Annotated in this window: 14 protein-coding genes; 8 read left to right on the top strand and 6 right to left on the bottom strand. The window is 67.4% G+C overall.

All coding sequences use genetic code 11. From position 1 onward, the window contains the following. Positions 1–35 precede the first annotated feature (35 nt). Genes J2848_RS29315 through J2848_RS29305 form a run of 3 tightly spaced genes read left to right on the top strand, consistent with a single transcriptional unit; the run spans position 36 to position 3,567 of the window. Positions 36–806, top strand: a complete 771-nt coding sequence (locus tag J2848_RS29315) for a TylF/MycF/NovP-related O-methyltransferase (protein ID WP_149233424.1) — start codon at positions 36–38, stop codon at positions 804–806. 14 nt (positions 807–820) lie between these two features. Continuing rightward, positions 821–2,161, top strand: coding sequence for a tetratricopeptide repeat protein (locus J2848_RS29310; protein ID WP_149233425.1), 1,341 nt, complete (start codon positions 821–823; stop codon positions 2,159–2,161). Continuing rightward, entirely contained in the window at positions 2,158–3,567 is a 1,410-nt protein-coding gene (locus J2848_RS29305; RefSeq protein WP_149233426.1) for a fasciclin domain-containing protein, read from the top strand. The genes J2848_RS29310 and J2848_RS29305 overlap by 4 nt, the downstream gene beginning before the upstream one ends. A gap of 51 nt (positions 3,568–3,618) precedes the next feature. Here J2848_RS29305 and J2848_RS29300 read toward each other — a convergent pair whose 3' ends face one another. Together J2848_RS29300 and J2848_RS29295 are read right to left on the bottom strand one after the other, a co-directional pair. Beyond that, the gene (locus J2848_RS29300) at positions 3,619–4,608 is read right to left on the bottom strand and encodes a hypothetical protein (protein ID WP_149233427.1); all 990 of its coding nucleotides are present in this window, start codon (positions 4,606–4,608) and stop codon (positions 3,619–3,621) included. A 224-nt stretch (positions 4,609–4,832) separates the two neighbouring features. Then, entirely contained in the window at positions 4,833–5,930 is a 1,098-nt protein-coding gene (locus tag J2848_RS29295; RefSeq protein WP_149233428.1) for a 3-oxoacyl-ACP synthase III family protein, read from the bottom strand. A gap of 251 nt (positions 5,931–6,181) precedes the next feature. Here J2848_RS29295 and J2848_RS29290 point away from each other — a divergent pair, with 251 nt between their 5' ends. From J2848_RS29290 to J2848_RS36305, 5 genes are read left to right on the top strand one after another with little or no spacing between them, the layout of a single operon-like run. After that, positions 6,182–6,958: an SDR family NAD(P)-dependent oxidoreductase gene (locus J2848_RS29290; protein ID WP_149233429.1), complete on the top strand. Its 777-nt coding sequence runs from the start codon at positions 6,182–6,184 to the stop codon at positions 6,956–6,958. 8 nt (positions 6,959–6,966) lie between these two features. After that, positions 6,967–7,596, top strand: coding sequence for a Rieske 2Fe-2S domain-containing protein (locus J2848_RS29285; protein WP_149233430.1), 630 nt, complete (start codon positions 6,967–6,969; stop codon positions 7,594–7,596). After that, the gene (locus tag J2848_RS29280) at positions 7,593–8,582 is read left to right on the top strand and encodes an RHO alpha subunit C-terminal catalytic domain-containing protein (RefSeq protein ID WP_149233431.1); all 990 of its coding nucleotides are present in this window, start codon (positions 7,593–7,595) and stop codon (positions 8,580–8,582) included. Before J2848_RS29285 ends, J2848_RS29280 begins: the two co-directional genes overlap by 4 nt. Beyond that, complete coding sequence (locus J2848_RS29275; protein WP_149233432.1) at positions 8,579–9,142, top strand: GNAT family N-acetyltransferase; 564 nt, start codon at positions 8,579–8,581, stop codon at positions 9,140–9,142. The genes J2848_RS29280 and J2848_RS29275 overlap by 4 nt, the downstream gene beginning before the upstream one ends. Before the next feature lie 26 nt (positions 9,143–9,168). Next, entirely contained in the window at positions 9,169–9,471 is a 303-nt protein-coding gene (locus J2848_RS36305) for a FitA-like ribbon-helix-helix domain-containing protein (RefSeq protein ID WP_412506546.1), read from the top strand. Here the strand turns inward: J2848_RS36305 and otnI are convergent. From otnI to J2848_RS29250, 4 genes are all read right to left on the bottom strand, one after another. Beyond that, complete coding sequence (gene otnI, locus J2848_RS29265; RefSeq protein ID WP_412506504.1) at positions 9,442–10,263, bottom strand: 2-oxo-tetronate isomerase; 822 nt, start codon at positions 10,261–10,263, stop codon at positions 9,442–9,444. The two genes, J2848_RS36305 and otnI, sit on opposite strands and share 30 nt — an antisense overlap. Positions 10,264–10,291: 28 nt before the next feature. Continuing rightward, complete coding sequence (locus J2848_RS29260) at positions 10,292–11,575, bottom strand: DUF1501 domain-containing protein (protein WP_149233433.1); 1,284 nt, start codon at positions 11,573–11,575, stop codon at positions 10,292–10,294. Between the two features lie 14 nt (positions 11,576–11,589). Beyond that, complete coding sequence (locus tag J2848_RS29255; RefSeq protein ID WP_246194081.1) at positions 11,590–13,104, bottom strand: DUF1800 domain-containing protein; 1,515 nt, start codon at positions 13,102–13,104, stop codon at positions 11,590–11,592. 201 nt (positions 13,105–13,305) lie between these two features. Further along, on the bottom strand, positions 13,306–14,424 hold the full coding sequence (locus J2848_RS29250; protein ID WP_149233435.1) for an aromatic ring-hydroxylating oxygenase subunit alpha: 1,119 nt from the start codon (positions 14,422–14,424) through the stop codon (positions 13,306–13,308). Positions 14,425–14,480: the final 56 nt, after the last annotated feature.

Raw genomic sequence — 14,480 nt, 5'->3', positions numbered from 1 at the left:
ATCGTGGTCCGCCGGAAGCGCCGATACGGAAGACCATGACGGAGAACCAGCCTTTCGACGGTTTCAAGAAGACCGGCATAGACGGCGATGTCGAGGCAGAACTCGCCGCACATTGCGACCGGTTCGGCATTTCCCCCCTGGACGCCGTCCGGCATTTTCCGGTCCTGGCAAGGCGCCAGCTGCTGAAACGGTTCCTGGCACATACCGAACTGTTCCGACTGACGCTGGGCATTCCCGGGGACATCGCCGAACTGGGTGTCTACCGCGGGCTAGGCCTCATGACCTGGGCAAATCTTCTGGAGTCCTTCTGCATCGGCGACCGCACCAAGACGGTCTACGGCTTCGACAACTGGCAGGGCTTCACCGGCTTCACCCCGGAAGATGGCCGCGCCGACGGCAGCGCCCACAAGACCATCGGCGGCTTTTCGCCGGAAGCCCATCATGAGGAACTGCTGAACGCCATCGCCATCTTCGACCGCGACCGCTTCATCCCCTGGAAGCCACGGATCAAGCTGGTGCATGGCGACATCGCCGAGACCGCCGGGACCTTCGTGGAACAAAATCCCGGGGTGCGTTTCTCCCTGATCCATTTCGACTGCGACCTGTATGCACCGACCAAGGCGGCGCTCTCGGCTTTCTGGCCGCGCCTAAGTCGCGGCGGCGTGATGCTGTTCGACGAATACGGTATTCCCGAATGGCCGGGCGAAACCCAGGCGGTCGACGAGTTCCTGGCGGAGAATCCCGGCCTTCGCCTACAGACCTTCGACTGGACGAATGCGCCGGCCGCCTATCTGGTAAAGCCCTGAACCGGTCGACGCGCATGGATCGCCGGCAGGAAACGGGGCAGGGGGCTGGAGGACCGTCGTCTCCGGCGAACGCCAGGGTCGCGGCCCTATGCCACCTTCATGGCTGGATCGGCGACGTTTCAGAAAAGGCCGCTCTGGAGACAGCCGGCGATCATCCGATCGTCCGCGATGCCTGCCGGATGGCTCCCGGGCACGCCGCTCTGGCACTGGTCGGGCGGTGGCTGCAGGCAGGCCGGACCGACCGAGCCACCCCGTTTATGGCGATGGTCGAAACTGCCCCTGACACCGCGGCTCTTGCCCCGGAGTGGCTGGTGCAGATTTACCTTCAGCTGGAGCGTTATGACGACGCGGCCCGCCGGATCGCTCCGCTGCCGGACGACCCCTTCCGCTTTCCCGTCCGCACCGCCTTGCGCGCCCTTCTCCGATCCGGCGGTCAGCAGGGGCCGGCCGCCGGATCGGTATCGGATGCGGCTTCTCCTGGGGCCGCCCAAGGAACGGCAGGGGACGCCGCCGCTATACTGTCATGGGCAACCGCCCGGCTGCATCGCATGAACGGTGACCACGCTGCCGGATATGCCGATCTGCAGCGCGCCATCCATGCCGCGCCCTGGCGTCTGGACTGGTGGTTCGAGCTGTCCGAGGCCGTAATTCGGGATGGAATGGGGCCGTCGCTCGGCCGGTTCTGGCTGGATCTGCCTGCGGCCTTTCCCAACTCGCTGCGGTGGCTCCTGCTGACCGCCTGGGCCTGCATGCTGTCCAACGCCACGATGGACCGCGCTTTGGCCTGCAGCCGCAGGGCGCAGGCCCTGGATCCGTCCAGCTGGCGGGCCTTCATGGCCGAAGCGCAGATCCTGAACGAGATCGCTGCCGTCGACCACACGACCGATCAGTTCCACCGTTTCCGAGCCGGACGGACCAGCAGGCCGACAGATGGGAAGAGCGAGGCGGCCTGCCGCGCCGTCGTTGCCGCTTGGCGCGCCCTGACCCTGCACCCCTCGGCGGCACTGTGGAACGATGTGGGCGTGATCCGGTTCACGACCGGTAGCCTGGACAGCGCCGCCGATGCCTTCCGCCTGGCGTTAGGCGAGGATCCCCGCCAGCGTCATGCAGCCATCAACCACGCCGTGGCTCTTCTGTGCCTTGGACAGGCGGACAGGCTGGCCCGGCACTTGGCCGAAACGGAATTCCTCGCGGCCCTGCCGAAAAGCCTGGAGCTTCTACGGCCAGTGCTGGCCGGCGGAAGCGGGCTCCACGGCTGGCAGGCTCCCTGGCGGACGCCGGCCGACCCTCAGGAATGGCGGCGGAGCGTCGTTTTCAGTCAAAGCTGGTGGCGGGAGCCGGAGGAGAAGCGTTGAGGTTCCTGCTGGCGAAATGCGTGTGGGGCACGGCTTATGTGGACAGCATGCTGATGCTGAACCTGCCGAGCCTGCTCGCCCCCGGAAACCTGCCGGCCCTGGTTTCAGGCGGCATCGCGATAGAGCATGCGATCTACACCACCGCGTCGGATGCCGCCGTCATCCAGGCGCACCCGGTGTATCGGGCGTTGCAGACGATCGTTCCCTGCCGGATCGAGATCCTGACCGACAGGGCCGGGCCGGGCGATTATTCCGACACCATCGGCCGCATGAACGTGGTGCATGCCCGGATTCTGAAGGAATGCGCCGAGACCGGGACCGCGTGGCTGTTCGATCAGCCGGATCATGTGTGGGGCAACCGGGCGCTTTCCCATCTGGTCGAGCGTGCCGGAGCGGGTGTCCGTTGCGTGATGTTCGCCGGCATCCGCACCGTCCGTGAGGACATGCTGTCGGCCGTGACGCCATGGCGGCGGGATGTCGCGCTGGACATTCCTCATCGTGTGCTGATCGGTCTGGGCAGCGACACTATGCACGTCCACGACATGGTGCGGTTCTGGGGAATGCCGGTCGCAACGACATGGCCTCATCATGTCAGCTGGAAGGTCGGTGCGCGTTCCTTTCTGCGTCGGTCCTTCCATCCCCAGCCATTCCTGATCGCATCGGTGCCCGACGGGGTCGCACCATCACGTTCCGTGGACCAGGACTTCGTTGACCGCGCCTATCCCAACCCCGATGACGTCGAGTTCGTCAGAGACACCGACGATTTCGCCGTGATCGAGGTCAGTCCCCGGCTTCACGTGAGCAGCCATAACCATCATCCTCTGACGCTGCCGCTGCTAGCCGCGTGGATGGGCGTGAACGCCAACACGCGCATGCAGGACTACTTCACCCACGCCATCCGCTTTCGCGGCGACGAGTCGAGCGAGCGGCGGTGGCGCCGGATGGAGGCGTTCTCGAAGCGAATCACCGATGCCCTGGACCGCTACCAAATCTTCCGCCATGTGATCGAGACCGCCGGCGATGGTGCTCCGGTGCTGGCTACGCTCCTGGGGAGGCTGTTGCGCGACCCGTCCACCTGCCGCCATCTGACCATTCCCGCCGGCCCGATCACGCTGCTGCTGCCGGAAGAGGATGCTTTGCGGGAACGGCTGGACGACGAGATCGCTTCATTGTCGGCCTTTGCCACCGAACATCTGCTCGCCGGAGACTGGCCTCTCGCAAAACTCCGCCAGCACCGCCGGGTAACCACGCTCGGAGGGAGAAGCTTGTCCGTTACCCACTGGAACAATCGGACACGGATCGAAGGCGTCGCAGTCGGCCCTCAGGACAGCCTTCTCGGTTCTTTGCGAATTTACCGGCTGGCGGAAGCGCTTCCTTTACGGCCCTACACCGCCAGCACCGGGTAGCCCGGATGGATGCCGTCCTCGTCACGTGGAAGGTAGCGGCGGAAGCAGCACTTATGCACCGCCCAGCGCGAGGAACCAGCCGATTCCGTTCTGTGAAAGCAACCCTTTGATTTCCGGAGCGAAGTCGGAAGCAATGATGATGCGGTCATCCGGCTTGGCTTGCTGACGATAGTCCTCGAAACGGTGAATCGGTAGCCCTGCGCATTCACCGGCCTTATAGGTGTCGATGAATCCGGCAACCGCAAAACCACTCTCCTGAAGGGCAGCGACCAGAGACTGTCCCATTCCACCAGCCCCATAGACAAGCAGCCGGCCAGTCGGCGGAGCATTGCGAATATGGAAAAGCGCACGGCTGGCAAACGAAACCGGGGAGTCGATCGGAGGAACGAAGGGGCGGTCGAAACGCTTCTGCAAAATGAAGGTCACACTGCTGGCAAAAGGCTCCATGTGCGGCATGCCAGCATCGAACAGGTAATCCGGGGTTTTTACTTGAGGAGGCATCTTTACTCTTGAAGAAATACCCCAATCAATTATATGATAATCGTTTGCCCAAACCAAAGAGAAAAAGAAATTTGGGTCATACTTAAAAAATCCATGACCATAATAGTCTGATGAAGGGAGAGAATGCCACATCAAACCACCGCAACGGGTTATATCATGTATGAATTTAAAGCAATTATATTGGTTTATTATATGTTCAGTTGTTCCAAAATTTGTCGTCAGATCTGATTTACCGAAAAATTCCACCGGAACGGAATCAGTGTTGAGATCCAGACGGCGTGTTGCTGGAGCATCGACCAAATCGAAGCTCACTGAAGAGTATCCCAATGCCTCATACAATTTGCTTGCATAGCGGATTTCCCCAAAATCACTGACATTTTCTTGTCTTTTCCCAAGGTCAAGCAATTCCTTTATCTTCTCGGCCCCAAGAGAAGGCATAAACTCTTGGGAACCGAGCTCGGCGATTACGGCCTGCGGCGGAAGCAGGCCATCGTTTTCAAGTCGAAGAATTCTTTCGGCCTCAGAAAAAGACATACCCATAAGATCATCTCCTTACGTTAATAACACAAAAGAATTCTTGAATAAAATCTGACCACTTTCGCTTGCAGCGACGACATCTCCGAGAAAATCATTCAGTCAATGATTTGGTTCTTGACACCATTTACGCAGATTTACAGAAGAACAAATGACTCAGGATTGCAAGCGATAATCCTGGCGGAGAGCAGGTTTCGAAGATGGGAAAAGCTGAAACAGGCACCATCTGATCACCCCACCGCCAGCACCGGATAGCCGTCGGGCAGGTCGACCACCTGCGGCTCGGGCATCGGCCCCAGATCGGCGACCATCGCGCCCCAGGACCAGCCCACCCCGAACCCTGCCATCAGGGTGCGGCGGCGGCCAGACGCCACGCTGGCGCCCAGGCTGTGGCAAATCGCCAGCGGGATGGAGGCGGAGCTGGTGTTGCCGAAGCCCTGCATGTCGATGACGAACTTCTCCGCCGGCGCCTTCACCCTTTTCCGCAGATGTTCCAGCATGAAGGCGTTGGCCTGGTGCAGGACGAACCAGTCGATGCCGTCCACATCGGTCCCGGCATGTTCCATCGTCTCGCGCAGCAGCGGCGGCACCGCGCGCAGCGTGAAGGCGAAGACCTCCGCCCCGTTAAGGGTCAGGCGCGAATCGCGCTCCAGCTGCGCCGCGGCATCGGCATCGGCGACCCGGCCCCCGGAAGCCACCGGCGGGATCAGGCAATGGCGCTTGCCGCCGGCCTTGACGAAGATGTGCGGCGCGCCCTTCCCATCGGTGCCGATCACCACCGGGATCGGCGCGGCCTCCGCATCGACCTCCAGCGCGGTGGCGGAGCCGGCGTCGCCGAACAGCGGCAGGGTGGCGCGGTCCTCCGGGTGGAGGTGGCGGGTGGCGTTGTCGCCGCACAGCACCAGCGCCCGTCTGGCCGTCGACCCGCCCAGCAGCTTCGCCGCGATCCACAAGCCGTAGACATAGCCGGAGCAGCCCAGCGGCACGTCGAAAGCCGCCGCACTGGTCGGCAGCCCCAGCCGGTGCTGCATGATGCAGGCGGTCGCCGGCAGCACGTAATCGGCGTCCTGCGAGACGAAGACCAGCACCTCCACCGTCGCCGGGTCCCAGCCCAGCTGCTGCATCAGCCCTTCCGCCGCGGCGAGGCAGAGGTCCGACGCGCAATAGGGCGGCGGCAGCACGCGACGTTCCTGGACACCGATGGTGGCGGCCAGTTTCTTCGCCTCCTCCACCGTGAACATGCCCGGATCCTCGACGAAGGAATGGCGCTGGGGCGGCACCACCGCGCGCAGGCCGGCGATCCGGATGCCGTCGATGATGGCTTTCATGGCTGTCCTGTCCTTCGCGTGTTCGCGGCCCGATGTGGGATGCGTTCGAGAGTTGGTGCCCGGCACCATAGCGCAGAGTGGCGGGGAACTGGTTTCCAGATCCTTGATTTCAGACAATAGCAGTGTCCGGCGCCCCGGGCGGAGCCCGGCCAGGCACCATCCGCCACCCTTCGAAAAAGCCGCAGCGGGGAGCATGTCGCGCCTGTGCTATGGTCCGCATCTGACATGCCACCAACCAGGATTCTTCCGCCATGACAGCCGCCTATAACCCCATGGACCTGACCGGCCGCCGCATCCTGGTGACCGGAGCGTCGGCCGGGATCGGCCGGGCGACGGCGGTGGTGCTGGCGAAGCTCGGCGCACGGCTGGTGCTGAACGGCCGCGACGAGGAGCGGCTGGCCGAGACCGCGGACAGACTCGAGGGCCGTCTGGAAGGCGACGACCACGCCATCGCCCCCTTCGACCTGTCGGATCTGGAAGCGGTGCCCGGCTGGGTGAAGGGGCTGTGCGCCGACGATGCGCCCTTCGACGGCATCGCGCACTGCGCCGGCATCCAGACCCTGCGGCCGATCCGCATCTTCTCCGCCGCCTTCTTCGACGAGGTGATGCGGGCCAACCTGGGCAGCGCCTTGGCGCTCGCCCGCGGGCTGCGGCAGAAAGGGTGCCATGCCGAGCGGGCGGCGATGGCGCTGATCTCCTCCACCGCCGCGACGGCGGCCTCGCCGGGCAACGTCGTCTATGCCGCCAGCAAGGGCGGCATCATCGCCGCCACCAAGGGGCTGGCGGTGGAATTGCTGAGCGACGGCATCCGCGTCAACTGCGTGGTCCCCTCGATCGTCGAGACCGAGCTGATCGAACGCGGCAAGCAGAAGCTGACCGCCGAGCAGTACGAGCATCTGCGCACGCTCCAGCCGCTGGGCTTCGGCCATCCCGACGACATCGCCCACATGATCGCCTATCTGCTCGCCGACACCAGCCGCTGGATGACCGGGTCCATCGTCACGGTGGACGGCGGCCGCACCGCCTGAGGCCCGCAATGCAGAACGGCGCTCCCGAAAACCGCTGGTTCCACCTCTGCATGGCGGACGACCTCGCCAGCCCCAACGCCTTCGCCACAACGCGGGTGGGGGCGGTGCCGCTGGTGGCCCAGAACATCAAGGGACGGGTGGTCGCCTTCCGCAACGTCTGCACCCACCGCTTCGCCGTGATCCATGGCGAGCCGGCGGGCTGCGGTCCACTGCGCTGCCCCTATCACGGCTGGAGCTTCGACGCCGACGGCGTGCCGGTGGGGTTGCCCTTCAACCCGACCGACTTCCAGCTGGAAGCCGGGGAGCGCCGGCGGCTGGCCCTGCACCCGGCCTCGCTGGCCCAGTGCGGCCGGCTGGTCTTCGTCCGGGTCGCCGCCGACGGCCCGTCGCTGGAGGAGGAGTTGGGTGCGGCCCTGTTCGCCCGGCTGGCGGCCCTGTCCGACGCGTTCCCCCGCCACGGCGAAACGGCAGAGCCGGCGGAGGATTGGGAGACGATCGAGGCCGCCAACCTGCGCCTGCATCTGGCGCCGGACCGCGTGCTTGTCCTGCACAGTGCTTCCCCGCCCGGTGCCGACCAGCGCTTCTCCCGCACCGTCACCCTCCATCCCGCCACCGCTGACGCGGAGCTGCCGGCATGAGCGCGCATCCCGCCCGGAGCGTCATCCCCGAAACCGGCGCCTTCCTCCCCCACAGCCATTTCTGGACCGAAGAGGCCTTCGCGCAGGAGCGCGAGCGGGTCTTCGGCCGCTGCTGGCTCTACATGGGCGTGTTCGACGACACCAACCTCCTGACCGCCGAGATGGCCGGCCTGCGCTTCGAACTGCACCGCCGCGGCGAGGCGATGGAGGGGGTGTGCCGCGACGGGGAACGGGTGCGGCCCTTGCAGATCGACCGCTGCGGCGCCCTGGTCTTCGCCCGCGTGGCGCAAGAGGGCGGTCCAACCCTGGCCCAGCATCTGGCGCCCTATGGCGAGCGGCTGGCGATGATGTCGGCCAACTGCCTGAACCCGCAGCCCCCCGTCGGCATCGCGTTCCAGGCCAACTGGAAGGCGATGGTCGAGAACACGATGGACGATTTCCACGGCTCCACCGTCCATCCCGATACCATCCACCCCGCGGTGCATCCCGACTGGCAGAACCACCTCGTCACCGAGCGCCACGGCGCCAACAGCGATTCCCGCTGGCTGCTGGCCGACGGCACCGCCGGCTGGTGGGCGAAGCTGGATGCCAAGCTGCGCATGCGCCGCTTCGCCCTTGAGTCCTTCTACCGCCACACCTTCATCTTCCCGAACTTCTATCTGGCGACCTTCTACGGCGCCACGGTGATCCCCCACCGGGTCGACCCCGTCGCCTCCGACGCCTCAATCCTGCGGTGGCAGCTGTTCCTGCCCACCACCCGGCTGGAAACGGCACGCGAGCAGGCCTTCCACCGCTCCACCGCCGCCTATCTGATCGAGTCCGCCAGCACCGTGATCGCCGAGGACCGCCCGGTCTGCGAGGCGGTGCAGCAGGGCCGGCCGGGCATCGCCGACCTTCCCCACATCACCGGCATCTACGGCCGGCGCGAACGCCGCATCCTCGACTTCCATCAAGCGATGCTGCGGCAGTTGGGAGAAATGGCGTGAGCGGCGCCCTGACCTTCATCGAACCGACGGAGGATCACGCCGAACTGCTGCTCGACTGGCGCACCCGGCCCGACATCGCCGGCCAGATGCTGACCCAAGTCCCCTATGACGTGGAGCGGCAGAAGGCGTGGCTGCGGCGCTGTGCGGAACGGGACGACTATGTCCACCGCATCCTCTGCGTCGACGGCGTGCCGGCCGGCCATGTCTCCATCACCATCACCGAGCCGGACTGGCGGATCGCCACCATCGGCGTGCTGATGGGCGAGCGGGCAGGGCGGATGGGGGCGGCCCCGCTGAACTTCGCCTACATGCTGAACCACGTCTTCTTCACGCTGGGGCTGCGCAAGGTGGTGAACCACATCCTGGGCACCAACAGCCCCCGCCTGCTGAAAGGCCAGCCGATGATCGGCTACCGCCCGGTCGGCGTGCTGAAGCGTCAGGTGGTGAAGGACGGGCAGGAGATCGACCTGCACATCTTCGAGATGCTGGCCGAGGACTGGCTGGCGGTGCGCGATCGGTTCCGCGTCTACCAGGACATGGACGGGCGGGAGTGGATGTAGAGGGCAGCGCGCTCACATTGGCATCGATGCAATCACGGACCAACCTTCTCTCCAACAGGCTCAGGAGCGCAGGATGGCCAGCCTCACGATCCGAAACATCGAAGACCTTTTGTGAAAGCCCGGCTGCGGACCGTGCCGCCCATCACGGCCGCTCCATGGAGGATGAGGCCCGCCACATTCTGCGTGCGGCACTCACGGAAGAGCGCCAGCCGGTGACGGTTCTCGGCGAGGCCATCCACCGGCGCTTCGCGCGGCTCGGCGGCGTTGAGATGACGGAGGCAAGGAGCGAGTTGAGCCCGTCACCCCGGAAAAAAGCCGGCTCTTCCTAGCCCGGGCGTCAGCCAGCCCAGCCCCCAGCCAAGTCCTTCGACCGTGCCGGCGCGCGGGCGGTACTCGCAGCCGACGAAGCCGGCATAGCCCAGCCGGTCCAGCTCCGCGAACAGGAAGGGATAATTCAGCTCCTCGCCGTCCGGTTCATGGCGGGACGGCACGCCGGCGATCTGGATGTGCCCGATCATCGGCATCAGCCGGCGCAGCGCCATGGTGACGTCGCCATGCAGAATCTGGCGGTGGTAGACGTCGAACTGCAGCCTCAGGTTCGCCAGGCCGAGCGTGGCGATCAGCGTCTCGGCCTCGGCGAAGTCGTTCAGGAAATAGCCGGGCATGTCGCGCCCGTTGATCGGCTCCAGCAGCAGGTCGATGCCCTTTTCGGCAAGGCGTCCGGCGGCATGCTCCACGGCCCGGACGTAACTCGCCCGCGCCGCGGGATCGGCACGGTCGGCGAGACCGGCCATCAGGTGAAGCCGGGTGCAGCCGGTCGCCCCGGCATAGTCCAGCGCGCGCTCGACGCCGGCCCTCACCGCGTCGAACCGGTCGGGCAGCGCCGCCAGCCCACGCTCGCCCGCCGCCCAGTCGCCCGGCGGCAGGTTGAACAGGGCCTGGGTCAGGCGGTTGCGTTCCAGCCGCGCGGCGATCGCCTCGGGCGGGTGGTCGTAGGGGAACAGATACTCCACCGCCGTGAAGCCGGCCTCAGCCGCCGCGTCGAAGCGGTCGAGAAAGGCCCATTCGGTGAACATCATGGTCAGGTTGGCGGCGAAGGCCGGCATCCGGTTGCTCCTCATCAAGTCCGTTCCGCGCCGCCGGGCAGCGTCACGCCAACAGTACCCCCAGCGGCTTCGACTGGAACCCCGGAAAACTGCGCGCCGCCGGTGCGCCGATCAACTCCGACAGAATTGTCCGGTAATCGGTGGTGACCGCCAGATCGACGCCGCGGTCCAGCTGGTGGCTGGCCAGCCCCGGCCAGCGGCCCAGCAGGCGCCCGCCCGCCACCCGGCCGCCCAGCACCAGCATGGCGCCACCGTGGCCGTGGTCGGTGCCCTGGCTGCGGTTGCCGCGCAGGCGCCGGCCAAACTCGCTCATCACCACCATTGTCAGGTCGCGCTCATAGCGCTGGGTGTCGGCATGGAAGGCGGCGATGGCTCGCGACAGCTGGCCGACGGCGGTGGCGAAGCGCCCCTGCTGGTTCTCGTGGGTGTCCCAACCGCCGACATCGACGCAGGCCACCCGCAGGCCGATGTCCATCTTCAACACGCGCGCCACCGTCTGCAGAGCCCGCCCGGCCTCGGTCTCCTCATAGACGGCCCCGCCCTCCGCCTCATAGGCGGCGACCTTGCCGTCCGGCTGCCGCGGCAGCCGGCCGTCGACCATGGACAGCCCGTCGAGTGCCGCCCGCGCCGCCCGCTCATAGGCGCCGTCGCCCTGCCGGGACAGCGCCGCCAGCACCGCCGCCGCCTGCGGCCCGCCGGGAGGAGCCAATCCGCCGCGCAGGTCGGGCACGGCAAGCGCCCCGCCCATCCCGGCCAGGGCGGCAGCCGGCGCCGAAGCCGTCCCGATGGCCGGAACCCGCCCCAGCCTCTCGGCGTCCAGCCAGCGGGCGACCCAGCCGGTCCCGGTGCGGGCGAGGTCCTCCTCACGGGCGATGCCGCGCTCCATCAGGTCCTGGGCGACGAAATGGCTGCGGGTGCCGTCGGTCAGCCCGACCGCATGGACGATGGCGAGCCGACGGGCGGCATAAAGCTCGGCCAGCGGGGCAGCGTCCGGATGCAGGCGGAAGTCGAGGGCCGGCGCCAGCGTCTGCTCCAGCCGGATGCCGGCCCTCGGCCCCTCGGCCGCCACCCGCAGTTCCGGCGTCCGCGCGGCGCGGTAGTCGGGATCGTCGGCCGGCGCCACCAGCGCCAGCATGTCCGCCCCGCCGCGCAGGAACACCACCACCACCAGAGTCCCGGCCCCCAACGTCCCGGCCGGGGCCTCACCCGAAGCATCGGCAGCGAAGGCGAGGCTGCGGACACCGGGCAGCCCCGTCAGACTGCCCCCGGCCAAGCCGAGTCCGGCCGCCAGCCCGCCCCGCATCACAGTGCGGCGAGAGATCGTCATGGCTCAGGTCTCCGTCAACGCTGGTTGAAGCGCGGCGCCATCGCCACGAAGGCGGCGACCCGGCGCAGCCGGTCGTCGCCGGCCTTCGTGCCGGGCGTCAGCATGGCGTCGGCCGCCAGCCCCATGCCGGACAGGATGGCGGCGGTGGTCGCCGGCTCCGGCTCGCCGTCCTGCAGCATCCCCTGCCAGCGGTCGACCGCCGCCGCGGCCGGCAGCGGGGCCGGGAAGCGGGCGGCGAGGTCGATCGCCCCGGTCTCCCAGCGGTTCTCCGCCAGCCCGAGCAGCAGCCCCCAGCGCCGGCGCATGGCGGCGGCCCCCAGCCAGGCCTCCATCCGGTCGGGATGGCCGGTCGGGGCAGGCCAGCCGAACAGCCGCTGGCCGCTGCCGTCCAGCTCGCCCAACAACGGGTTGGTGGGGACGAGGTCGATGCCGGTGCCGCGGGCGAAGGACGCCACCAGTTCCAGCGGGCGCTTCACCTTGGCGTCGCGGACCTGCGCGAAGTCGGGAGAGAGGGCGATGGCGCGGACGACGCGGGCGATCTGGTCCGGCTTGCTGCGGTTCTCCGTCCACACCCGCGCCGCCAGGGCGACCAGCCCGGGCGGCGGATCGTCGGCCACCAGCCGGCGGCACAGCGCGGTGCAGAGGTTGCGGGCGGTCGCCGGATGGTCGGCGACGAGATCGAGCACCCGGTGGCCGTCGGCCATCGGCGACTGGAAGGGGTCGAATTCCCGGCCCAGCACCCGTTTCTGATAGCCGTCGTGCCAGCCCTCGACATAGGTGAAGCGGCCGGTCACCGGCAGCTTGGCGTCGCCGCCCAGCCCGGCGCCGTCCTCCAGCGTCCAGCCGGTGAAGGCGCGGGCGGCCTCGTAGACATCCTGGTCGATGTAGCCGTCCGGCGCGCTGCGCAGCGCCCCCGGCACGTCGCGCCAGCGGTTGTACAGCGCGTTCAGATAGGCGTCGCGCCCCAGCGTGTGCAGCTCGAACAGCTCGCGGGCGTAATTCTCGTTGGCGGCACCGGCGCGGGACGAGCGGTTGTTCAGATAGACCTGCATGGCGCTGCTGGTCGCCACCGCCTCCAGGAAGGCGCGGAAATTGCCCAGAGCATGCCGGCGGATCACGGCGCGGTCATAGACCGGCAGGGCCGCCGCCACCGCCGGCTCGCCCGCCGCATTGACGTTGAAATGGTTGTGCCAGAAATCGACCAGCACCTCGCGCAGCTGCCAGCGGCTGTGGACGGCGCGGATCAGGGTGGCGGCGGCGACCTCCAGCCGCGGCCTCTGCCGCTCCGGCCCGGCGACCGCGGGACGGTTGGCGGCCAGCGGCCACAGCGCCTCGATCGGCTGGCCCAGGCAGGCCAGCGGCCGCTCCTCGTCCACCGCCTCCCAGCCGTCCCCGGCGGGATAGCGGATGCGCAGCTTCGCCGCGGCGAGATGGCGCTCGACCTCGGGATCATCATTGTCGCCAGAGGAAGGATCGGGGGGAGAAAGTTGCTGGTCGAGCCAGCGGGCCAGCCAGTCCGGGCGATCCAACCCAGAACTTCCGGCTTCGAGATCCGCGGGCCGTGGACCGAAGGCAAGCCGGTTGAGGGCGATGACGGCAGGAAGAACGGAAGACGGATTCGGGACGGCGCCGCCCATGGTGGTGAACCTCCGACGACCAAGCCCCCTTGTCGGAGGGTGACAGACGGCCGGCCCACCAGCCAGTGACAAAAATCGGGATCGCCGTCCGAATCAGCCCATCATCCCCCGCCACACCGCGTGGAACTGCTGGATTCGCTCCTCGTTCAGACCAAGCAGGGCGGGGCGGTCCGTCTGGCGGCAGCCGCGGAAGGCCAGTTCGGAGGCCTCCCGGTCCTCATTCAGCAGGGCGACGTTGAGGTCGCGGGCCCCCTCCTGGATCAGGCGGCGGGCGGCGGGTCCGCCCCTGCCGTCATCGCCCTCCGGATCCGCCAGGAACAGGCGGAGGCCCAGCCCGCAGCGGTCGGGGCCGAGCGGGTCGTAGGTCTGGACGCTCATCACAGCACCACGGGTGAAGCCGATCTCCAGATTGGGGAAGATGTGCAGGTGGTCGTACTCGCGCAAAGCCGTGCTGGGGCGGAAGCCCAGCCGCTCCGACACGCCGTCCCACCAGCGGGCGCTCTTGTCCGACACCGACGTGACGCCGCGGGAATGGGCGCCGTCATAGTCGCAGCGCCAGTCGCCCTTCACCAGCTTGCGGAAGGTGGTGGGGTGGGTGAGGTCGGCGTGATAGACCTCCAGCACGCTCTCCACCCCCATCTTCCAGTTGGCGTCCCACTCCATCGACCGCTCGTCGAAGGAGCGGACGAAGATCTCCGAGGCATGGCGCAGCACGTCGCCATAGACGCCCAGCCAGTCGTCGAGGCCCGGTCCCTCCGCCGCCACCCGCAGGAAGACGAAGCGCCCGCACACCCCCACCGCCACCGGCGTCAGGGCCCGGCCGCAGCGGCCGGGCTTGTCGAGAGCGAAATTCGCCTCGTTGCCGGGAATGCCGTAGGGCACGCCGTCGCGGTCGAAGGTCCAGCCGTGATAGCCGCAGCGCAGCATGCCGTTGCCGTGCTTCGCCCGGTGGATCATGGCGAAGCGGTGGGTGCAGACATTGCGGAAGCCCCGCAGCTCCCCGTCGAAATTCTGCACCAGCACATCCAGCCCGCCGATCCGCCGGGTCAGATAGTCGTTGGGGCGGGCGAGATCGTCGGTGAAGCCGGCGAAGACCCAGGACCGGCGGAAGATCCGCTCCTCCTCCACCCGGAAGACCTCCGGATCGTGGTAGGCGGCGGGGGCGATCCCGGGGACGGCCTTGGCGGCGACGAAGGGGAGGGGGCTTTCCATGATGCAGGAAGGGTAGCCCGCGCCCCGCCGGCCGGTCCAGGGTACAGCGGGTCGCA

Origin of the sequence: Azospirillum lipoferum (assembly GCF_024170005.1) — a bacterium.
GTDB lineage: Bacteria > Pseudomonadota > Alphaproteobacteria > Azospirillales > Azospirillaceae > Azospirillum > Azospirillum lipoferum.
Note: the sequence above shows the minus strand (reverse complement) of the source record. Positions and strands in the feature narration are given on the sequence as shown.